The organism is uncultured Halorubrum sp. (assembly GCF_937146585.1).
Lineage (GTDB): Archaea > Halobacteriota > Halobacteria > Halobacteriales > Haloferacaceae > Halorubrum > Halorubrum miltondacostae.
In genome coordinates, this window is record NZ_CAKZRO010000036.1 from 1 (window position 1) to 18,895 (window position 18,895).

Annotated in this window: 20 protein-coding genes; 11 read left to right on the forward strand and 9 right to left on the reverse strand. The window is 71.4% G+C overall.

The annotated features are described in order from the left end of the window. Window positions 1–247 (forward strand): DnaJ domain-containing protein (locus tag Q0116_RS03245; protein ID WP_297885464.1); only part of this gene is annotated, 247 nt, incomplete at its 5' end. Window positions 248–278: 31 nt separating this feature from the next. On the opposite strand, the gene Q0116_RS03250 is transcribed toward Q0116_RS03245, so the two are convergent. Then, window positions 279–965 carry a molybdenum cofactor guanylyltransferase gene (locus tag Q0116_RS03250; RefSeq protein ID WP_297885465.1) on the reverse strand — a complete coding sequence of 229 codons (687 nt, stop codon included), beginning with the start codon at window positions 963–965 and terminating at the stop codon, window positions 279–281. Window positions 966–1,140: 175 nt separating this feature from the next. Between Q0116_RS03250 and pdxS the strand changes: the two genes are divergently transcribed. After that, window positions 1,141–2,049, forward strand: a complete 909-nt coding sequence (pdxS, locus tag Q0116_RS03255; protein WP_297885466.1) for a pyridoxal 5'-phosphate synthase lyase subunit PdxS — start codon at window positions 1,141–1,143, stop codon at window positions 2,047–2,049. 90 nt (window positions 2,050–2,139) lie between these two features. On the opposite strand, the gene Q0116_RS03260 is transcribed toward pdxS, so the two are convergent. From Q0116_RS03260 to Q0116_RS03270, 3 genes are read right to left on the reverse strand one after another with little or no spacing between them, the layout of a single operon-like run. Beyond that, a complete protein-coding gene (locus Q0116_RS03260; protein ID WP_297885467.1) occupies window positions 2,140–3,318 on the reverse strand; it encodes an ABC transporter permease in 1,179 nt (392 codons plus the stop codon). Between the two features lie 13 nt (window positions 3,319–3,331). Beyond that, window positions 3,332–4,162, reverse strand: a complete 831-nt coding sequence (locus tag Q0116_RS03265) for an ABC transporter ATP-binding protein (RefSeq protein WP_297885469.1) — start codon at window positions 4,160–4,162, stop codon at window positions 3,332–3,334. Continuing rightward, window positions 4,159–5,559: a hypothetical protein gene (locus Q0116_RS03270; RefSeq protein ID WP_297885470.1), complete on the reverse strand. Its 1,401-nt coding sequence runs from the start codon at window positions 5,557–5,559 to the stop codon at window positions 4,159–4,161. The genes Q0116_RS03265 and Q0116_RS03270 overlap by 4 nt, the downstream gene beginning before the upstream one ends. 226 nt (window positions 5,560–5,785) lie before the next feature. Between Q0116_RS03270 and psmA the strand changes: the two genes are divergently transcribed. The 3 genes from psmA to Q0116_RS03285 all read left to right on the forward strand — a co-directional run bounded on the left by psmA (window position 5,786) and on the right by Q0116_RS03285 (window position 7,898). Further along, the gene (gene psmA, locus Q0116_RS03275) at window positions 5,786–6,550 is read left to right on the forward strand and encodes an archaeal proteasome endopeptidase complex subunit alpha (protein WP_297885472.1); all 765 of its coding nucleotides are present in this window, start codon (window positions 5,786–5,788) and stop codon (window positions 6,548–6,550) included. A 108-nt stretch (window positions 6,551–6,658) separates the two neighbouring features. Then, complete coding sequence (locus Q0116_RS03280; RefSeq protein ID WP_297885473.1) at window positions 6,659–7,063, forward strand: helix-turn-helix domain-containing protein; 405 nt, start codon at window positions 6,659–6,661, stop codon at window positions 7,061–7,063. 127 nt (window positions 7,064–7,190) lie between these two features. Then, a complete protein-coding gene (locus Q0116_RS03285; protein WP_297885475.1) occupies window positions 7,191–7,898 on the forward strand; it encodes a type 1 glutamine amidotransferase in 708 nt (235 codons plus the stop codon). Window positions 7,899–8,137: 239 nt separating this feature from the next. Here Q0116_RS03285 and Q0116_RS03290 read toward each other — a convergent pair whose 3' ends face one another. Further along, the gene (locus Q0116_RS03290; protein ID WP_297885477.1) at window positions 8,138–8,521 is read right to left on the reverse strand and encodes a DsrE family protein; all 384 of its coding nucleotides are present in this window, start codon (window positions 8,519–8,521) and stop codon (window positions 8,138–8,140) included. A 2-nt stretch (window positions 8,522–8,523) separates the two neighbouring features. After that, window positions 8,524–8,769, reverse strand: a complete 246-nt coding sequence (locus tag Q0116_RS03295) for a sulfurtransferase TusA family protein (protein ID WP_297885479.1) — start codon at window positions 8,767–8,769, stop codon at window positions 8,524–8,526. 193 nt (window positions 8,770–8,962) lie between these two features. Here Q0116_RS03295 and Q0116_RS03300 point away from each other — a divergent pair, with 193 nt between their 5' ends. Further along, the gene (locus tag Q0116_RS03300) at window positions 8,963–9,811 is read left to right on the forward strand and encodes a universal stress protein (RefSeq protein ID WP_297885481.1); all 849 of its coding nucleotides are present in this window, start codon (window positions 8,963–8,965) and stop codon (window positions 9,809–9,811) included. A 111-nt stretch (window positions 9,812–9,922) separates the two neighbouring features. Next, complete coding sequence (locus Q0116_RS03305) at window positions 9,923–10,852, forward strand: acetamidase/formamidase family protein (RefSeq protein ID WP_297885483.1); 930 nt, start codon at window positions 9,923–9,925, stop codon at window positions 10,850–10,852. Window positions 10,853–10,933: 81 nt separating this feature from the next. On the opposite strand, the gene Q0116_RS03310 is transcribed toward Q0116_RS03305, so the two are convergent. Beyond that, window positions 10,934–12,952, reverse strand: coding sequence for a helicase HerA domain-containing protein (locus Q0116_RS03310; RefSeq protein WP_297885485.1), 2,019 nt, complete (start codon window positions 12,950–12,952; stop codon window positions 10,934–10,936). Between the two features lie 125 nt (window positions 12,953–13,077). Here Q0116_RS03310 and Q0116_RS03315 point away from each other — a divergent pair, with 125 nt between their 5' ends. After that, on the forward strand, window positions 13,078–13,440 hold the full coding sequence (locus Q0116_RS03315; RefSeq protein WP_297885487.1) for a DUF5518 domain-containing protein: 363 nt from the start codon (window positions 13,078–13,080) through the stop codon (window positions 13,438–13,440). 36 nt (window positions 13,441–13,476) lie between these two features. On the opposite strand, the gene Q0116_RS03320 is transcribed toward Q0116_RS03315, so the two are convergent. Together Q0116_RS03320 and Q0116_RS03325 are read right to left on the reverse strand one after the other, a co-directional pair. Further along, a complete protein-coding gene (locus Q0116_RS03320) occupies window positions 13,477–15,159 on the reverse strand; it encodes a tryptophan--tRNA ligase (protein ID WP_297885489.1) in 1,683 nt (560 codons plus the stop codon). Window positions 15,160–15,240: 81 nt separating this feature from the next. Next, window positions 15,241–16,032, reverse strand: coding sequence for a TOBE domain-containing protein (locus tag Q0116_RS03325; RefSeq protein WP_297885491.1), 792 nt, complete (start codon window positions 16,030–16,032; stop codon window positions 15,241–15,243). 127 nt (window positions 16,033–16,159) lie between these two features. On the opposite strand from Q0116_RS03325, the gene Q0116_RS03330 reads away from it, so the two are divergent. Genes Q0116_RS03330 through Q0116_RS03340 form a run of 3 tightly spaced genes read left to right on the forward strand, consistent with a single transcriptional unit; the run spans window position 16,160 to window position 18,666 of the window. Beyond that, on the forward strand, window positions 16,160–17,116 hold the full coding sequence (locus Q0116_RS03330) for a substrate-binding domain-containing protein (RefSeq protein ID WP_297885493.1): 957 nt from the start codon (window positions 16,160–16,162) through the stop codon (window positions 17,114–17,116). 2 nt (window positions 17,117–17,118) lie between these two features. Then, window positions 17,119–17,868, forward strand: coding sequence for an ABC transporter permease (locus Q0116_RS03335; protein ID WP_297885495.1), 750 nt, complete (start codon window positions 17,119–17,121; stop codon window positions 17,866–17,868). A 45-nt stretch (window positions 17,869–17,913) separates the two neighbouring features. After that, a complete protein-coding gene (locus Q0116_RS03340; protein WP_297885497.1) occupies window positions 17,914–18,666 on the forward strand; it encodes an amino acid ABC transporter ATP-binding protein in 753 nt (250 codons plus the stop codon). The last annotated feature ends 229 nt before the right edge of the window (window positions 18,667–18,895 follow it).

The window sequence follows — 18,895 nt, forward strand, 5'->3', positions numbered from 1 at the left end:
CCGGCGGGCCGGCGCTCGCGGGGCGGCGGGAGGCGCGGGCCGCGACCCCCGCGACCGCGCGCCGCCGACCGACCGGATGAGCGAGCGCGAGGCGTACGAGACGCTCGGGCTCGACCGCACGGCGGACAGCGAGGCGGTCCGGAGCCGCTACCGCGAGCGCGCGAAGCGGCTCCACCCGGACGGCGAGGACGGCGACGAGGAGCAGTTCAAGCGGCTCAACGAGGCGTACGAGGTCCTGAAGAACTGACCGACGACGTCGCGGGCAGCCCCCCACCGAGTCAGTTCTCGCCGAGCGCCGCGGCGACCGTCCGCTCCGCGTCGGCGAGGTCGGACGCGGTGTCGACGTCCGCGAAGGTGTCCGCGGTCGTTATCGACCGGATCGTCTCGTCGTCGACGACGACTTCGTCCAGTCGCTCCAGCATCGCGAGTATCTTCCCGTCGCCGCGGTCGAGCGCGCGGTCGCAGGCGGCCGCGGCCGGCCCGGTCGCGTACACCGCCTGCGTGGTCTGATACCAGCGGTCGTCGAGCCGCGGGACCGCGGCCTCGGCGTCGGCCGCCGCGGCCGTCTCGCGCAGCGCCGCGAGGAATCCGGGGTCGACGAACGGCGTGTCGCAGGCGACGACGACGGCGTAGCGGTCGGTCGCGGCCCGGCAGGCGTTCCGGATACCCGCGAGCGGCCCCCGGTCGGGCTCCTCGTCGAGCGCCCAGCGGACGGGCAGCGGGGTCCCCGCTAACGCCTCGGCGATCGCCTCGCGCTGGTCCGGGCGGCAGTTGACGACGAGCTCGTCGACGACGGGGTCGCCGCCGCTGGCGCGGTCGGCCCCGGGCGGGACCGGGCCGTCGGTCCCAACGAGTCGGTCCGCGACCCGGCGGATCATCGGCACGCCGGCGAGCGGCGCGACGGCCTTGTCCGCGCCGCCGAAGCGCGTCGAGCGCCCGCCGGCGAGGATGGCTCCGGTGGTCACGGGCGGCGGTTGGACGGCGGGGGACTTCGCGGTTGGGGTGGCGGCGGGCGGACGCGAGTCGACGGCGAACGCCGACGCCGACAACCGAGTTCGGCGCGGTGTCGAGAACCGGCCTCTCGCCCGCCCATCCGCCCGAAAGCGACCCGTTAAGTGGCCGGCGAACCAAGTGATGTTCATGCCAGAGGCCACGGATCTGGAGGAGCTGAAGCGAGGGACCGAACTGGTCAAGCGCGGCTTCGCGCAGATGCAGAAGGGCGGCGTCATCATGGACGTCGTCAACCGCGAGCAGGCCCGCATCGCGGAGGACGCCGGCGCGGTCGCCGTGATGGTCCTCGAACACGTCCCGGCCGACATCCGGAAGCGCGGCGGCGTCGCCCGGATGCCCGACCCCGAGCGCGTCCCGGAGATCATCGACGAGGTCTCGATCCCGGTGATGGGGAAGTCCCGGATCGGCCACCGCAAGGAGGCGGAGATCCTGGAGGCGCTCGGGATCGACATGATCGACGAGTCCGAGGTGCTCACGCCCGCCGACGACGAGTACCACACGGACAAGCGCGACTTCACCTCCCCGTTCGTCTGCGGGGCCCGGAACCTGCCGGAGGCGCTCCGCCGCATCAACGAGGGCGCGGCGATGATCCGGACGAAGGGCGAGGCCGGCACGGGCGACGTGAACCAGGCCGTCAAACACCAGCGCACGATCAAAAACCAGATCCGGACGCTCACCGGGCTCAACCACGAGGAGCGCGAGAAGTGGGCCCGCGAGCACGGCGCGCCCCGCGACCTGGTCCACGAGACCGCCGAGGCCGAGCGCCTCCCCGTCGTCAACTTCGCCGCCGGCGGCATCGCGACGCCCGCCGACGCCGCGCTGATGATGTACCACGGCTGCGACGGCATCTTCGTCGGCTCCGGCGTCTTCGGCGCGGAGGACCCCGAGGCGATGGGCACCTCGATCGTCGAGGCCGTCAACAACTGGGACGACCCCGAGGCGCTCGCCCGCATCGCGAGCGGCAGCGGCAAGGGGATGAAGGGCCAGTCCAACGAGGACATGGAAGAGGAAGAGAAGCTCCAGGGCCGCGGCGTCTAAGCGTCGTTTCGGACGGCAAGACGATTTTTTGCGAACGAGATTGCCGGTGACGCGTGCGACTCGCGGCCCGGCGGCCGCTCGACCGTTAGCTCAGCTCCGCAGCGCCTCGACCGGGCGCTCGTTGGCCGCCTTCCACGCGGGGTACGCGCCGCTGACGATTCCGACGCCGACGCCGAACACGAGCGCCAGCAGGAGGTAGTAGGCGTTCGTGCGGTCGATCACGAGCGCGGCGTCGACGGCGGGGGTCGCGATGACCAACCCTGCGACGAGCAGGACCGTGAGCAGGGTGCCGGCCGCCGCGCCGGCCGCCCCGATCAGCCCGGCCTCGGCGAGGAGGACGCGCAACACGTCGCGGCGCGTGACGCCGACCGCGCGCATCACCCCGATCTCCTGGCGGCGCTCGACGGTGCTCATCAGCATCACGTTGAGGATCGAGACGCCGGCGACGACGAGCGAGATCGCGCCGAGCCCGAGCAGGAACGTCGAGAGCAGGTCGAAGAACTCGTTGATCTCGTCGACGAGGGCGGCCAGCTCGAACAGGTCCACCCGCTCCTCGCGGGCGTTCACCGCCTCGCGGATCGCGTCGGCGGCCGCGCGGGCCTCGGCCCCGGAGTCCGAGACGACGAGCGCCTGCGCGTAGCCGTCCGCCGAGAACGCCGACTCGGGGAGGAACACCGCGTCGTCGGGCGCGACCGGGCTGAACGTCTGGCTCTCGACTAACACCGCGATCACCCGCACCTGCGAGCCGGCGATCTCGACGGTGTCGCCCGCGCCGGCGCTCAGGTCCTCGGCGATGCCCGCGCCGAGGATCGCCCCCTGCCGGTGGCGCTCGGGGAGCCGCCCCTCCGCGGCCTCGTACGCCAGCGCGGGCTCTTCGACCCCGTACACCGTGGCGAACGTCTGGTCGCCTTGTCTGGCGACGGTGGCGCTGTCGGAGTACAGCGGGACGACGGCGGGGCCGTCGACCGCGCGGCGGATCGAGGCGACGTCCGCGTCGGACAGCGACTCCACGCCCGCGTCGTTGTTCGGCGAGACGACCACCTGCGTCCCGATGTCGCCGATGGCGTCGTCGGCGCCCAGCGCCAGCACGTTCCCGAAGATGCCGAGCGCCGCGACCGCGAGGACGCCGATGCAGACGCCGAGCACGGCGAGCACCGTCCGCACGCGGTTCCGCCGCAGGTTCCGCGACGCCATCGACACCGCGGGCCCCCAGCCACGCAGCCAGCCGGCGAGCCCGTCCGACCGTCCGGCGGAGCCGTCTCGACTCATCGCCCGCACCCCGTCATCGCTCGCCACCCGCGTCCGTCGTCGCCGTCTGGCGGCCGCCGCGGCGGACTCGGCCGCTACGCCGGGCGTCGTCGTCCGCGTCGGGGGTCGGTCCCGGGCTGTCGTCCGCGTCGTCTTCCGGGATCCCGCCGGTCAACACGCCGTCGGTGAGGTCCACGACGCGGTCGGCGTACTCCTCGACGAGCGGGTCGTGCGTGACCGCGATGACGGCGACCCCCTCGGACTTCACGCGCTCGAACTCGCCGAGGATCGACTCGCCGGTCTCCGTGTCGAGGTTCCCGGTCGGCTCGTCCGCCAGCAGGACCGCGGGCTCGTTGATGAGCGAGCGGGCGATGGCGACGCGCTGTTTCTGCCCGCCGGAGAGCTCGGTCGGCTCGTGGTCGAGCCGCTCGCCGAGGCCGAACCGCGCCAGCAGCTCGGCGGCCCTGTCGCTCGCGTCGCCCGGGTCGAACGCCGTCGGCAGCGCGACGTTCTCGACGGCCGTCAGCGTCGGGAGCAGGTGGAAGTCCTGGAAGACGAACCCGATCGACTCCTTCCGGGCTTGCGTGCGCTCGCCGACCGAGAGGCTCGTCACGTCGGTCCCGTCGAGCAGACGCTGCCCGCTCGTGGGGTCGTCGAGCAGCCCCAACACGTTGAGCAGCGTCGACTTCCCCGAACCGCTGGGGCCGACCACGGCGACGAACTCCCCCGGTCGCACCGCGAAGTCGACGCTGTCGAGCGCGACGACCGGCTCGTCGCCCCCGCCCGGGTAGCGCTTGACCACGTCACGGAGCTCGACGGCGTAGCCGGACGCGGTCGGGCCGTCCGGCACGTCGCGGTCGCTCACGGCGCCGAGCCGTCGCGCCGCCGTCCGGTCGAGCCGCCGATCCGTCCGGTCCGGACCGCGACGCCGAGCGCGCCGACGAGGCCGACGAGCGCGAGGCCGCTGGCGGCCGCGCCCGCGGTACCCAATCCGCCGGTCCCGATCCGTCCGAGCGTGCCGCCGGCTTCGTCGTCGTCGCCGTCCGGCTCGGGCCCCGCGACGTTCAGCGTCTCCGTGTACCGGACCCCGCGCTCGGTGTAGGAGACCCGGACCGGGATCGTCTCGGCCGTCGAGGCGTTGACCGCGGTCGTCAGGTCGAAGCCGACGAAGTCGCTCGCGCCGAGGCTCCCGACGAAGTACTCGCCGCCGGCGGGCGTCGGCGCGACGCCCGGCGCGTCGCCGATCGAGACGATCGTCCCCGTCATCTCGCCGGTCCCGGCGTTGCCGAGGTTGGCGTCCACGACGACGCCGTCCGCGGTCTCGCGGAGCGTCACGTCAGTCACGGTCGGGTCGGTCTCGCTGACGGGGTACGTCACCGTCGACTCCGCGGTGCGGTCGGCGCCGCGGTCGTCGAGCCGGTCGGTGTCGGCGCGGAACGCGGCGGTCACCGTGACCGCCGAGCGCCGGTCGAGCGGCCCGAGGTCGACGATCACGCGGCGCTCCTCGCCGGGCGCGACGTCCTCGACGACGAACGGGCCGACCGAGACGGTCCGCTCGTCGCCGTCGACGGCGGTGCCGACGGCGCGGAGGCTGACGCGGTCGGCGGTCGTCGTCCCGGTGTTGACCACGGTCACCTCGACCGGCGAGTCGGCGATCGGCGGCGACTCGTCGTCGCCGTCGCCCGTGTCGAGGCCGCCCCCGCCGCCGAAGATGCCCTGGATGCCGCCGATGCCGAGGTCGCCGGTCGCGCTCTCGCCGTCGTCGTCGCTCCGGAGGTCCTCGGGGTCGAGCGCGCGGGTCCGCAGGTCGAGCGCGACCTGCGTCGGCCGCACGTCGAGCACGGTGTCGCGGCTGACGGTCACGAACTCGCCGGTGGTCGACTGGTTCGCGACGGCCTCGACCGTGAGCCGCTTCTCGCCTGGCTCGTCGAACTCGGTCCAGAGCGTCGCGTCGAGCGAGTCGCCCGCGGAGAGGGCGCCGACGCCCGAGACGCTGTCGAGCACCTCGCCGTCGGCGTCGCGCACGCGGATCTCGGTGACGTTCGCCGCCGCGTCGCTGCCGCCGGAGTTCGAGACGGTGACGTTCAGGGCCGTCCGCTCGCCGACCGTCGGGTCGCTCGGGGACGCGCCCACCGCACCGACGGTGATCCGCGCGTCCGGGACCGCCGTCGCCCCGCCGATCGCGAACGCGCCGCCGACGGTCGCCACGAGCAGGGTCGCGGCCAGCAGCGCGGCTGGGTTTCGTATGGGAGTCAAAGTCACTAATACTAGACGACCTGCGTGGATATATCCGTCGGCGACGGAAGCTGACGGCCCCTCTCGGCCGTTCGGGCCGAAAGCGCGGAAACGCCGGCCGGCGGTCGGCGCCGGTCGGAACGCGCGGCGGCGGCCGCTCTCCGAGACGTACCGGTTACGGTTGCTTTTTCAACGGCCCGACGTAAGTGACGGTAATGAGCGAACGCGACACCGCGCGAGCGGGGGATCGACGATGATGGGTAACAACGACCAGCAGGCGTACGACCGCGGCACGTCGCTGTTCTCGCCCGACGGACGCATCTACCAGGTCGAGTACGCCCGCGAGGCGGTCTCGCGCGGCGCGCCGAGCGTCGGGGTCCGGACGACGGACGGCGTCGTCTTCGTCGCGATGTCCCGGCCCTCCTCGTCGCTGATGGAGGCCGAGAGCATCGAGAAGCTCCACAAGCTCGACGACCACGTCGGCACCGCGAGCGCGGGCCACGTCGCCGACGCGCGCCAGCTGATCGACCTCGCGCGCCGGCAGTCGCAGGGGAACCGCCTGCGCTACGGCGAGCCCGTCGGCGTCGAGACGCTGACGAAGTTCGTCACCGACCACATCCAGGAGAACACCCAGCGCGGCGGCACGCGCCCGTACGGCGCCGCGCTCCTCATCGGCGGCATCGACGACGGCGAGCCGCGCCTGTTCGCGGCCGACCCGTCTGGCACGCCCAACGAGTGGAAGGCGACCGTCATCGGCGGCGGCCGGCAGGACATCCAGGGCCACCTCGAAGACGAGTGGAGCGACGACCTCTCGCTGGAGGACGGCATCGAACTGGCCGTCGCGGCGCTGGCCGCCCACGACGACGAGTTCGAGCCCTCGGACCTCGCGGTCGCGACCGTGACCGAGGCGGACGGCTACCGCACGGTCCCGCTCGCGGAGGTCGAGACCGCGTTCGAGGCGGCCGGCCTCGACGCCGACGACGAGGACGCCGACGACGAGTCCGACGCGGACGAGTAGCGACCCCGCCTCGGCCGCCGCCGGCTCCGTCCGGCCGACGGCCCGCGCGGAATTGTATATCCCACACACAACACTTTTAGCGGCGGGACCCCATAGGACTACTGTAAGATGCCCGATTCGATGTCCGAACAGCTCCAACGGGACATGGAGTGCGAGGGGTTACTCGAGTGTTTCCACGGCCTGAAGCAGTTGGACAAGGACTGCTACCGGTCGCTCGTGTCGGCCGAGGAAGCGCTCACGATAGACGAGGTCGCCGAACGCGTCGACCGCGAGCGCTCGACCGCCTACCGCGCGGTCCAGCGCCTCCTGAACGCCGGCTTCATCCAGAAAGAACAGATCAACTACGAACAGGGCGGCTACTACCACGTGTACAGCCCGACGGACCCGTCGCAGATCGCCGACGACATGCAGCGCATGCTCAACGACTGGTACGCGAAGATGGGCCAGCTCATCGGCGAGTTCGAAGAGAAGTACGACCGCCCGGAGCAAGTCGCCGTCACCGCCGAGAACTGACGCGCGGGCCGCGACGTCGGTCGTCGCCAGTAGCCGGAGCGGACGCTGTTTTTCTACCCCCCTTGCGGTTGCTAGTATTGTACAATAAACCCAATAGTATATGTTTCAGTCGCGCGAACGGTCGGGCATGGACACGACCATCGCCGTCCTCGACGCGTCGGTCGGAGAGACCCCGGCCGAGCCGAACCTCCGCCGCGAACTCGACGCCGACGTCACGGTGTACAAGGTCAGCGAGGGCGCGTTCCCGCCGCCGGTGGCGTCGTCGGACTGGCGGTTCGACGGGGTCGTGATAAGCGGCTCGCAGACCTCCGTGTACGACGACCGGGACTGGATCCACGAGGCGACGGAGCGGCTCCGCCGGATCCACGAGGCCGACGTACCGATACTCGGCATCTGCTGGGGCCACCAGTTCCTCGCGCAGGCGCTCGGCGGGCGCGTCGTCGACATGGGCGAGTACGAACTGGGGTACGAGTCGATCGCGCGCGTCGGCGAGGACCCGCTGTTCGCCGGCGTTCCGGAGACGTTCACGAGCTTCGAGACGCACTCCGACCGGGTCGCCGAGGTGCCGCCCGGCGCGGTCACCCTCGCGGAGAACGGGGTCGGCGTCCAGGCGTTCCGGCTCGGGAGCGCCTACGGCGTCCAGTTCCATCCGGAGTACGACCGGCAGACGGCGGAGTGGGTGACGGAGGGGAAGGACCTCCCGGACGCGCGGATCCGGGCCGTCATGGACGGCATCACGGACGAGCGCGTCGCCGAGGCCGAGGCGGCGACCGCCGTCTTCGACAACTTCCTCGACATCGCGGAGCGCCACCAGCCCGTTCGGCACCGCGAGTAACCGGGCGGACTGGGGTCGGGGCGGTCAACGGGAGCCCGGCGGTCGCGGCAGGCGCCCCTGGTCGCAACCGGGGTTCCGACGGTGCGAGCCGCGCCGAGCGGGCTCGGGACCGACCGGCTGCGTTGTTTCTCCGACGCAAGTGTGTCGCGGCTAGCGGTCGCCTCGACGGACGGCGCCGCGGCTGGCAGACGTGGAATCGACGGCTCGAAAAGCGGCCCCGACCGGGGTGAGGCCGACGCTCAGAACGTGAACACGTGGTCGGCCTCCTCGGCGGCCTCGAGGAAGGTGACCGCGCCGGCGAACTGCGTGGTCAGGTCGTCGTCGATGGCGTCCTGCTCCCAGTGGAGCATGTCGAGCGTGGTCGTACACGCGACCGAGGTGACCGCCTCGCCGCCGTCGGCGATCAGCTGGTCGAGCATGTCGTAGGGGTTCGGCATCCCCTCGTCGAGCAGCGGCTGGACCGACGAGAGGTCCTTGTCGCCCTCGAGCAGGTGCGTCAGCCCGTCGAAGGTGAAGTAGAGGAACACGTCGGTGTCCATCGTCAGCGCGACGTGGCCGAGGTTGGTCGCCATCGCGAGGCTCTTGGGGTCGTCGTCGGAGACGATGATGCCGATCTCGTCCATATTCAGGCCTCCTTGCGGACGTAGTGGGTGTACACGTCGTCGCCCTCCTCCTGCGCGAGGAGCGTGACGCCGTCGGTGCCGGTCGCCCAGCCGTCGATGTCGCTCACGCTACCGGGGTCGGTGGCGACGACCTCCAACACGCCACCGGGGGTGAGGTCGTCGATCGCGCCCTTCGTCTTCACGATGGGCATCGGGCAGCTCAGTCCCTTCACGTCCAATGTCTCCGCGACGTCTATCTCTTTGCTCATGGGTTGGTTGTACGCACTGAACAATATCGCCCGCCCGCTCTTTAATCTTGTGCGTTTAGTCCAATACAGATCTAGACTTCAAACCGGTACAAGACGGTACGATACTGTCGTACGTCGGTTCTCGCGAATAACTCTCACGGAAATTGTATTGTACACCCAAAGCAATATTATCTGCGAGCACGAACCGTCGGGTATGCGTATCGTATTCGCGACGGACCTATCGGACGCGAACGAGGCGGCGATCGAGTCGCGGACCTGTCTCGAGTGCCTCGACAACATCGGCGTCGGCGAGGTCCACCTGCTGACGGTCGTCCCCGACAACGTCTCCAGCGGGCTACCGGGGATGGGCGCGGCCACCGACGCGCGGGAGGCGCTCGCCCCGCAGCGACGCGTCTTCGAGCGCGCGGGGTTCGAGGTGGAGACGCACGTCGCGCGCGGGACCCCACACCGGCGCATCAACGGGCTGGCCGAGCGGCTCGACGCCGACATGATCGTCGTCGGGTCGCGCGGGGAGGCCCCGCTCCGGAACCGGCTCGTCGGCGGGACCGTCCGCAACGTCGCGCGGACCGCCGTCAGACCGCTGCTCGTGGAGCGGATCGAGGAGACGCCGGACGGCCACGCGGTCAAGAAGGAACACCTGTTCCGGGACGTGCTGTACGCGACCGACTTCTCCGAGAACGCGGCGCGGGCCTACGACTTCTTCCCGACGCTGACGGGCGCGACGGAGCGGGCGTACCTGCTCCACGTGGGGAGCCCGAGCGATTCGGGATCGACGAGCGACGCCGAGGCGCGGCTGGAGGAACTGGCGACGGACCTCCGCGACCGGACTGGGTTCGAGGTCGAGACGAACGTCAGGTCGGGGAAGCCCGTCGACGAGATCACGGCCGAAGAGGAGCGCGTGGGCGCGACGACGACGCTCGTCGGCGCACGCGGCACGAGTCGGCTCCGGCGGCTCCTCCTCGGGAGCACGGCCGAGTCGGTCGTCGCGCGCGGCTCGAACAACGTCCTGCTCGTCCCGCCCGAGGCCGCCGCGCCGCGCTGAGAGTGGTTCGGAGCCCGCGCGGCGAACCGAACCTCGCGCGACGAACTGGGACCGAACGCGCGCCGCACCGCTCGGCGTAGATTTTTGGGACCGGAACGCCGATCGCGGGTGATGGCACGAGAGACGGTCGCACACCGCGACGGCCACGTGTACGAGTTCGGTCCCGAGATGGAGCCGGTGTACGAGGCCGACGACGGCGAGGCGGTGACGATAACGACGATCGACAGCCTGAACGGCGCGATCCAGCGCGACGACGACCTGCTCGAGGAGATCCCCGAGGAGGTCAACGCCGCGACGGGTCCGATCGCGGTGGCCGGCGCGAGCCCGGGCGACGTCCTCGCGGTCGAGATCGAGGCCGTCCGCGTCGCGGAGGACCGCGGGCGCGTCGTCACCGCGCCCGGGTTCGGCCTCCTGCGCGACGACCCCGATATCGAACACCCGGCGACGCGGATCACCGAGGTCGAGGGCGACGACCACGCGGACGGCGCCGGCGACCGGATCGACTTCGAGGGGATCGACGTGCCGATCGAGCCCGTTATCGGGACGATCGGCGTCGCCACCGACGGCGAGACGATCTCGACGCTGTCGCCCGACGACCACGGCGGGAACCTCGACACGACCGACGTGACCGCCGGGACGACCGTCTACTTCCCGGTGTTTCAGGAGGGCGCGATGCTGGCGATGGGCGACGCGAAGGCGGCGATGGCCGACGGCGAGATGTGCGGGACCGGCGCGGAGATCGCGGTCGAGGTCGACGCGACGCTCTCCGTGATCGACGACCCGGCGGTACCGCTGGACCGGCCCCTCCTCGACACCGGCGACGCGGTGAAGACGGTCGCGAGCGCCGAGACGCTGGAGGAGGCGGTCGAACTGGCGAACCGTGACATGCTAGGGCTCTTAGCGCACCACCACGGCTTCTCGCGCACCGAGGCGTACCTCTTCTCCAGCCTCGTCGGCGGCGTAGAGATCAGCCAGGTGGTCGACCCGCAGGTGACGGCGCGGAACGCCGTGCCGAGCGAGTACCTCTCGGTCCCATTCTGACCCCGGGGGGAGCGGTCTCGCCGCCGAGCCGACCACGGCGCGGCGCTCGCCGCCCGGGCCTCTTCGCGTCCGTCTCGGGCGTCAGCGCTCAGATCGGTCGGCGAACCGACGCGCGGCGTCGCTCAGCCCGGCGTCGGCCGCCGTCTCCTCCTCTCCCGTATCGTCGGTGCGGGCGGCCGCCGCGTCCCGATCGAGGTCCGCGGCGGTCCCGTCATCCGCGGCGAGCGAGTCGTCGCCGTCGGCCGCTGCTGCCCTCTCGGTGCGATCCTCGCCGGATCGGTCGGCCGCCTCTCCCGCGGGCGGCTCGCCGACGTCGGCCGGGTCGGCGTCCGGCGGGTAGCTCAGCTCCGCGGGCGGGACGAAGACCGTCTCGACGGCGCGGACGATCTCGTCGACCTGCGCCTCGTCGAGCCGGTCGGCGTAGGCTTCTCGAACGAGGTCCGGGACCGCGTAGGCGTAGTGGCCGCGGCCGGCGTGCCGGATGAGCCCCGCGCGGCGGATCGGTCGGTGGCGGCTGTAGGCGTGGCCGGAGTCGCCGTCGCCGCCGGCGTCGATGTGGGCCGCGACGGGGTCGCTCGCGCCCTCTCGCCGGTAGTGGCGGAGCATCCCGCGGGAGAGCTCCGGGAGCGCCTCGATCCGCGAGCGGAGCTCCTCGATGACCGCCTCGCGGGTGCCGAGCTCGATCGCGTCGTCGAACCGGAGCGCGCTCTCGGCGACGTCGTCGCGGGTGACCGGGTCGACGTCGTCCGGAGGCCCCGACGCGGACTCGGCCGCGGCCTCGGGAGCTGGGGGTTCGGCGTCGCCGGGCGCGGGGGATTCGGAGTCGTCGGCGACGGCGTCGGGCGGCGACTCCCGGGGCTCCTCGGCGGAGGCAGAGTCGCTCTCGGACTCGCCGGCGGTCTCTGGACCGCCGTCCGCGGCCGATTCCGCCGAGTCGCGCTCGGTCGCGGCGACCGCCTCGTCGTACGACTTGAGCACCGACTGGTCGCCGTCGCCCGCCGGCCGGCCGGCGTTCGTCGCGGCCGGGGCGCCGCCGCGGTACGGGGCCTCCGCCTTGCCCAGCAGCGCCTGCGCGAACTGGTCGGCCATGTTGCTCAGGTCGCGGGCCTCCTCCAGCTCGCGTTCGAGGTCGTCGATCCGCCGGTCCTTCTTTTCTACCTCCTGTTTGAGGTCGGCGATCTCGGACTCGCGGCGCTCCTTCTCGTCGGAGATCGACTCGAGCTCGCCGACGAGGTCGCTGGAGACGGACTTCAGTTCCGGGCGCTCGAAGTCGTCCAGCCCGGGCGTCGCGCCCGCGTCGAACGTCTCCTTGCGGTGGAACTGGATCCGGCGGATCGACTCGTCCCAGTCGGTCATCAGAAACGCCTCGCCGTCGCCGAGGTCCTCCACCGCGCTCGCGTACTTCGAGCCGAGGATACGTCCGACCACCTTCGTGTCGTTGTCCCAGGTGAGCCGGTGCCAGCAGAGCCAGTCGCACTGGGTGATGAAGTCCTTCTTGACGTCGGCCGGGCGCTGGCTGATGCCGACGATGCCGAGCCCGTGCTTCCGGCCGCGCTTCCCCACCTTGATCAGCATCTTCCCCGTCTCGTCCATCCCGCCGCCCTCGGGGATGTACTCGTGGCACTCCTCGATCACGAGCAGGAAGGGCTTCTTCATCCGCTTCTCCTTCGCGAACAGCTGTTTGACGACCTCTAAGAGGAGCTCGTTGGCGGTGTCCTCCTCGAGGTAGCCGGAGACGTCCAAGATGATCGGGACGTTCTGCTCTAAGGCCAGCGTCGCGATCTTCTCCGCGTGTTCGGGGGAGACGACGATGTCGCACTCGTCGTCCGCGCCGGCGTGGAGGATCTCGTACTCCTCTTTCAGCCCGTAGTACTCGCCGTCCGTGTCGACGATGAGGACCGGGAAGCCGCTGTCGAGCAGGTTCTCGATCACGACCGAAGCGGTGTTGCTCTTGCCGGAGCCGCTCTTGCCCGTGATAAACGACCGGCCGGTGAGGACGTCGACGACCGGGAGTTCGACCGGCGACCCCGGCTCCGCCGTCGCGTCGCCGCCGATCCCCTCGCTGACGTCCGCGACGTGGATCGTCTCTGCCTCGCTCATACCCGTGAGAGGTAGCGCCCGCCTCATAAACCATCGCCTCGCTCGCCCTCCGGGTTCGTCTACCTCGGGCGGGCCGCGTCCCGCGGTCCGCAAGACGTATGCCGCCGCCGGGAGTGCGGCCGCGTATGGACACCGAAAACGCCCTCCTGAACGCGCTCGTCGGCGCGATCGCGACGGCGGTGCTCTCGTTCACCGGTATCTCGCCCCTGCTCGGCGGCGCGCTCGCCGGCTACTTGAACGAAGACGACGGGCTCCGGGTCGGCGCGATCTCCGGGGCGATCGCGTCGATCCCGGTCGTCGGACTGCTCCTGCTCGTGCTCGTGTTGTTGCCGTTCCTGGGCCTCTTCGGGTTCCCGCTCGAGGTCGGGATCGCGGCCGGCGGCGTCGTGGTCTTCGGGGCGATCGTCGTGATCGGCGGCGTCGCCTACACCGTGGTGTTGAGCGCGCTCGGCGGACTGATCGGCGTGTACGCGAGAAAAGAGCTGTAAGAGTCGCGCGTCGCGGGCTCGGTCCGCGCGGCGGGTTCAGTGCTCGCCGCCGGTGCCGCGCCGGTCCGAGTCGAGGTCGATGTCGAGGTCGTCGAGGAGCGCCTCGGCCTCAGCGCGCTTCTCCTGATGGTCTTCGAGGAACTCGCGCATCAGCTCCGCCGCCTGCTCCTTACACCCGCCACAGAGGCGTTCGCCGTTGACGCACTCGGCGTACACCTCCTTGGTGAGCTCGTCGTCGTCGCCCGCGAGCAGGTAGGCGTACAGCTCGTAGACGGGGCACTCGTCGGCCTCCCCGCCGAGCTCGCGCTGCTCCTCGGCGGTGTCGCGCCCGCCGGTCGTCGCCGCCTTCACCTTGTCGTAGCCGTCCTCGGGGTCGTCGAGCAGCGAGATGTGGCTCGCCGGGATCGACGAGGACATCTTGCCGCCGGTGAGCCCGGTCATGAACCGGTGGTAGATCGAGGAGGGCTGCCGGAAGCCGAACCCGTCGTGGTCGATCTCGACCTCCCGCGCGACGGACTCGGCCTCGCCGCGGGTGAGGTCGAACGCGTCGACGTGGCCCTCGAAGACGCGCTTTTCGCCCTCTACGGCCTCTATCAGCGCCTCGAACGCCTCGTCGGTGGCGTTGCGGTCGAAGAACCGAACGCGGGGGCGGAGCGGCTCCTTGCCGCCGGCGCGGAGCTTGTCGAGGGCGGTCGCCTTCGCGGCCGCGAGGTCGACGCTCTCGCGGTCGCTCTCCGGCGGCTCGTAGTCGGCGAGCCACTCGGCGGCGTCCTCGCAGCGCACGTCGGTCTCGGCGGTGTCGGTCTCTTCGGCGTCGCCGTCGCCGTCGCGGGCCGCGAGCGCGTCGTACGCCGCCCGCACCAGCCGCCGCTCGTCGTCGTCGAGCTCGAAGGAGGCGAACGCCTCTGTCACCTTGAAGTAGCGCACGCGGGTCGCGAGGTCGCGGGTGAGCCGGACGTGCGGGTCCTGGTCGGGGCCGACCGGGATCACCGTCGGCTTCGGCTCGTCGACGAGCTGCGGGTAGAGGATGTCCGCGGTCTGGGTGATCACGCTCTGCATGTGCGAGACGTTCGTCTCGCCGTCGAAGCCGTAGATCGCCTCGAACTCGGAGAAGTTGGCCTTCGCGCCGAGTTCGAAACCGAGGTCCTGGACCGCACGGTTGTCAGACTGCCGGTAGAGCTCGCCGTCTTCCGGGTCGAACCCGAGCGCGAGCAGCGAGAGCAGGTAGCTCCGGGCGTGCTCGTCGATCTCGTCCCACGACATCCCGCGTGCGGCGTGCGCCTCGAGGTCGGCGATCAGCCCGAAGACGTCGCCACCCTGTCGCTGGTGCCAGATCAGCTCGTCGAAGACGAGCTTGTGACCGATGTGCGGGTCGCCGGTGGGCATGAATCCGGAGAGCGCCGCGAACGGCTCGTCGTTCGCCATCGCCTCGGCGACCGCGTCGTACTCGCGGTGGCCGAAGATGACGCCGCGGCGCATCAGGTAGTGCGGATCCGGCACGTCGTCGTCGACCTCGTCGAACGCCTCGATGCCGAACTCCGCGAAGAGGTCCGCGTAGTCCCCGACCGACGCCGACCCCCACGGGTCGAGCGCGACGTCCTCGGTCGGCTCGTCCGCGCGCTCGGTCCCGCCGTCCGTCCGAGGGGCGGCCGGGTCGGTCGCGGCGTCGCCGCGCCCGTCGCCCGGCGGGGTCGCGCCCTCGGGGGTGTCCTCGTCCATACCAACCCTCCCGTCGGTCGACGCAAAAACCGTTCGCTTGCGCGGGAGCGGTTGGCACGGCGTGTCGGCCGACCGCCGGGGTCACTCCGCGTGCGGCACCAGCCGCGTCGCGGTCGCCTTCCACCGGAGCGACACCGGGTCGCCGGGCGCGAGACCGAGCCGATCGACGCTCTCGGCGGTGATCAGCGCCGCGACGTCGACGGCGGCGTCGCCCGTCGCTTCCCGGTCGACCGGTTCGACCGCGACCCGAACCGTCGACACCGTCTCGCCGGAGTCGATGCGGGAGACGCGGCCGGTCAGGCGGTTCCGGGCGCTCGTGGCGTCCGGGTCGACCGCGTTGGCCGCGTCGTTAACCGTGACCGCGTCCGCGCCGATCCGGACCTGGACCGGATCGCCCACGGCGACTGCGTCGCCGTCGCCGTCGCTATCGGTGTCGGCGCCGTCGCCGGTCCCGCCGTGGAGGCCGGAGAGCGCGCCGACCGCGGTGTCGACGACCGCGATCTCGCCGTCGATCGCCTCGACCGTCCCGCGGAGGACAGTCTCGGGCACCGACGCCGTCGCCGCGAGGACGGCCTGGAGCCGGTCGTAGCGGTCGAGGAGCTCCCGGGCCGAACCGGCGAGTCGGCTCCCGCCGCCGCCCTCGCCGCCGCGGCGACGCTCGACGAGGGTCCCGTAGGCCCCCTCCAGCGTCTCGATCCGCGAGAGGGCGCGGGCCCGGGACCGACCCAGCGCCGACGCGGCGCCGGCGACCGACCCCGCGGCGTCGACGGCGCGCAGGAGCGCCGCGTCGCGGCCGTCGAACTCCACGCCGCCCTCGATGAGCGCGGCGCGTCCCCGACCCGCGGCCGCGTCGGGACCGGTCGTGTCGCTCATGCCCGGAGGATGTGCCCGGGTCGTGTTGGGGGTTTCGACGCGCCGACGGCCGTCGGTCCAGTGGCCTCGATCCGGCGTTCGGTGCCGCGACGCAACTTATATGCCGTGTCGACCCACCGTTGTATCCATGGCGATACAACGACGGAAGTTCGTGGCCGCGCTCGGTGCGGGAACGATCGTGGGTACGGCGGGCTGCTCGTCGACGGGCGGGAGCGACGGCGGCGGCAGCGGCGGGAACGGCACCGCCGACGAGATGCCTTCGGTCGCCGGCGAGACGCTGACGCTCACGACGACGACGAGCACCTACGACACGGGGTTACTCGACGAGATCCACACGGACTTCGAGGAGATGTACGGCGTCACGGTCGACGCCGTCGCGCAGGGGACCGGCGCGGCGCTGGAGACCGCCCGGAACGGCGACTCGGACATCGTGATGGTCCACGCCCGCGGGCTCGAAGACGAGTTCATGCGGAACGGGTACGGGGTCAACCGCCGCGACCTGATGTTCAACGACTTCGTGATCGTCGGCCCGGCGGACGACCCGGCGGGGATCGAGGGGATGGGCTCCGCGACCGAGGCGCTGACGACCATCGCCGAGGCGCAGGCGCCGTTCGTCTCCCGCGGCGACAACTCGGGGACGCACACGAAGGAGCTGAACCTCTGGGACGCGGCGGGCACGGACCCCGGCGGCGACTGGTACCAGGAGACCGGCACCGGCATGGGCGAGGCGCTCAACGTCGCCAACCAGCAGGGCGCGTACACGCTCTCGGACCGCGGGACGTTCATCTCGCAGCGCTCCGAGATCGACCTCACGATCCTCGTCCAGGGACCGATCGAGGGCGGGCCGGAGATCCTCGCGAACCCGTACGGCGTCATGGCGGTCAACCCCGGCGTCCACGAGAACGCCAACTACGACCTCGCGATGGCGTACATCGGGTGGATCACCAGCCCGGGCGTCCAGAACGCCATCTCCGACTACCAGGTGAACGGCGAGCAGCTGTTCTTCCCGGAGGCCGTCTCCGAGGACCCCGACTTCCAGCAGTACGTTCCGGAAGGCTGGAGTAGCGACGACGCCGACGCGTAAGCGTGCCGCTCGAACCGGTCGCACAGCTGGCCCCCGCCCTCCTCGACGCGGGCGCGGGCCCCGCGACGTCCCTCCTCGGCGCCTCGTTCAGAGAGGGGTACGTCGGGAGCATCGTCGCGGTCTCGCTGTACGTGAGCCTCACCGCGGTCGCGCTGAGCACGCTCGTCAGCGTCCCCGCCGCCGTCGCCATCGGCCTCACCGACTTCCCCGGGAAGGGGTTCGTGAAGTCGGTCGTCAACACGGGGATGGGGTTCCCGAGCGTGGTCGTCGGCCTGGTGGTGCTGTTCGCGGTCTCGAACCAGGGGCCACTGGGGTCGCTGGAGCTCATCTTCACCCGCGAGGCGATGATCATGTCGCAGTTCGTCCTCGCGACGCCGCCGATCACGGCGATCAGCCTCGCGGCCGTGAGCGGCGTCGACGACGGGGTCCGCGACGCCGCCCGCGTCCTCGGCGGGACCCGCGTCGACGTGGCGCTGGTCGTGATCAAGGAGGCGCGCTACGGCATCGCGACCGCGGTGCTGGCCGGCTTCGGCCGCGCGATCAGCGAGGTCGGCTCCGTGCTGATCGTCGGCGGGAACATCACGAGCGCGGACGGCATCTCGAAGACGCGTACCCTGACGACGGCCATCCAGCTGGAGGCGCGGCAGGGCCGCTACGAGACCGCGATGGTGCTCGGCGCGGTGCTCGTCGCGCTCGTGTTGACCGTCAACGCCGTCGTCGTCCGCTTCGGCGACCGCGGGGTGACCGGCTGATGCGGAGGGAGGTGACCGACTGATGCTGGGGGAGGTGACCGACTGATGCTCCGCGCGACGAACGTGTCGCGGTCGTACGGCGACGAGCCCGTGTTCCGCGACCTCACGATCGACGTCGACGCGGGCGAGGTCGTCGCCGTCATCGGTCCCTCCGGCGTCGGCAAGACGACGCTGCTGCGGACGCTCGCGCTCTCGCTGGAGCCCGACGAGGGGACGGTGACGCTCGACGGGACCGACCCGTGGGCGGCCGACGAGGCGGAGCGGCTCGCGCTGCGCCGCCGCGTCGGCATGGTGTTCCAGGAGGCGAGCCTCTTCGACGGGACGGTCGCCCGCAACGTCGAGTACGGGCTCCGCGTCCGCCGCTCGTGGAGCGAGCGGCTCGCCTCGCTGGTCCGGCTGAACGGGGCCGCCGACGCGGTCCGCGAGTCGCTGGACGTCGTGGGGCTGGCCGACAAGACCGACCAGCCGGCCGACTCGCTCTCCGGCGGCGAGGCCCAGCGGGTGTCGTTCGCCCGCGCGCTGGCGTACGAGCCGGACGTCCTGCTGCTTGACGAACCCAGCTCCGACCTCGACCCGCGCAACACCGCGGTCATCGAGGACGCCGTCGGCGAGGCGAGCGACAGGGGGATCGGCGTCGTCGTCGCGACCCACGACATGCATCAGGCCGAGCGGGTCGCCGACCGCGTCGCGGTGCTGCTGGACGACGGGATCACGGAGGTCGGGCCGACCGAGGAGATCTTCGAGGACCCCGCCGACGAGCGAACCCGGAAGTTCATCTCGGGCGAACTGGTGTACTAAAATCGATAGGTCTCGAGAAGTCGATCAGAGTTCGGCGATCTGACGGAGACGACCGACAGTTCTGCGGCGAACACCCCCGAAGCCCCAGTCGCGAGGCCCCTTCGAGTTCCACCCGGACCGCGACCGCACGGCACCTCACGCCTCCCCGGCCTCGTCGCTCACTGCTCGCGGTTTCACCGCTCGCGACCGAGGCGCTCGCTTCGCTCGCACCTCGCACCGTTCGCGACTC

Bases quoted from the DNA above. Each gene is read 5' to 3' on its own strand.
- pdxS (WP_297885466.1), top strand. From the start codon at position 1,141: ATGCCAGAGGCCACGGATCTGGAGGAGCTGAAGCGAGGGACCGAACTG.
- Q0116_RS03260 (WP_297885467.1), bottom strand. From the start codon at position 3,318: ATGAGTCGAGACGGCTCCGCCGGACGGTCGGACGGGCTCGCCGGCTGG.
- psmA (WP_297885472.1), top strand. From the start codon at position 5,786: ATGATGGGTAACAACGACCAGCAGGCGTACGACCGCGGCACGTCGCTG.
- Q0116_RS03280 (WP_297885473.1), top strand. From the start codon at position 6,659: ATGCCCGATTCGATGTCCGAACAGCTCCAACGGGACATGGAGTGCGAG.
- Q0116_RS03285 (WP_297885475.1), top strand. From the start codon at position 7,191: ATGGACACGACCATCGCCGTCCTCGACGCGTCGGTCGGAGAGACCCCG.
- Q0116_RS03290 (WP_297885477.1), bottom strand. From the start codon at position 8,521: ATGGACGAGATCGGCATCATCGTCTCCGACGACGACCCCAAGAGCCTC.
- Q0116_RS03295 (WP_297885479.1), bottom strand. From the start codon at position 8,769: ATGAGCAAAGAGATAGACGTCGCGGAGACATTGGACGTGAAGGGACTG.
- Q0116_RS03300 (WP_297885481.1), top strand. From the start codon at position 8,963: ATGCGTATCGTATTCGCGACGGACCTATCGGACGCGAACGAGGCGGCG.
- Q0116_RS03305 (WP_297885483.1), top strand. From the start codon at position 9,923: ATGGCACGAGAGACGGTCGCACACCGCGACGGCCACGTGTACGAGTTC.
- Q0116_RS03310 (WP_297885485.1), bottom strand. From the start codon at position 12,952: ATGAGCGAGGCAGAGACGATCCACGTCGCGGACGTCAGCGAGGGGATC.
- Q0116_RS03315 (WP_297885487.1), top strand. From the start codon at position 13,078: ATGGACACCGAAAACGCCCTCCTGAACGCGCTCGTCGGCGCGATCGCG.
- Q0116_RS03320 (WP_297885489.1), bottom strand. From the start codon at position 15,159: ATGGACGAGGACACCCCCGAGGGCGCGACCCCGCCGGGCGACGGGCGC.
- Q0116_RS03325 (WP_297885491.1), bottom strand. From the start codon at position 16,032: ATGAGCGACACGACCGGTCCCGACGCGGCCGCGGGTCGGGGACGCGCC.
- Q0116_RS03330 (WP_297885493.1), top strand. From the start codon at position 16,160: ATGGCGATACAACGACGGAAGTTCGTGGCCGCGCTCGGTGCGGGAACG.
- Q0116_RS03340 (WP_297885497.1), top strand. From the start codon at position 17,914: ATGCTCCGCGCGACGAACGTGTCGCGGTCGTACGGCGACGAGCCCGTG.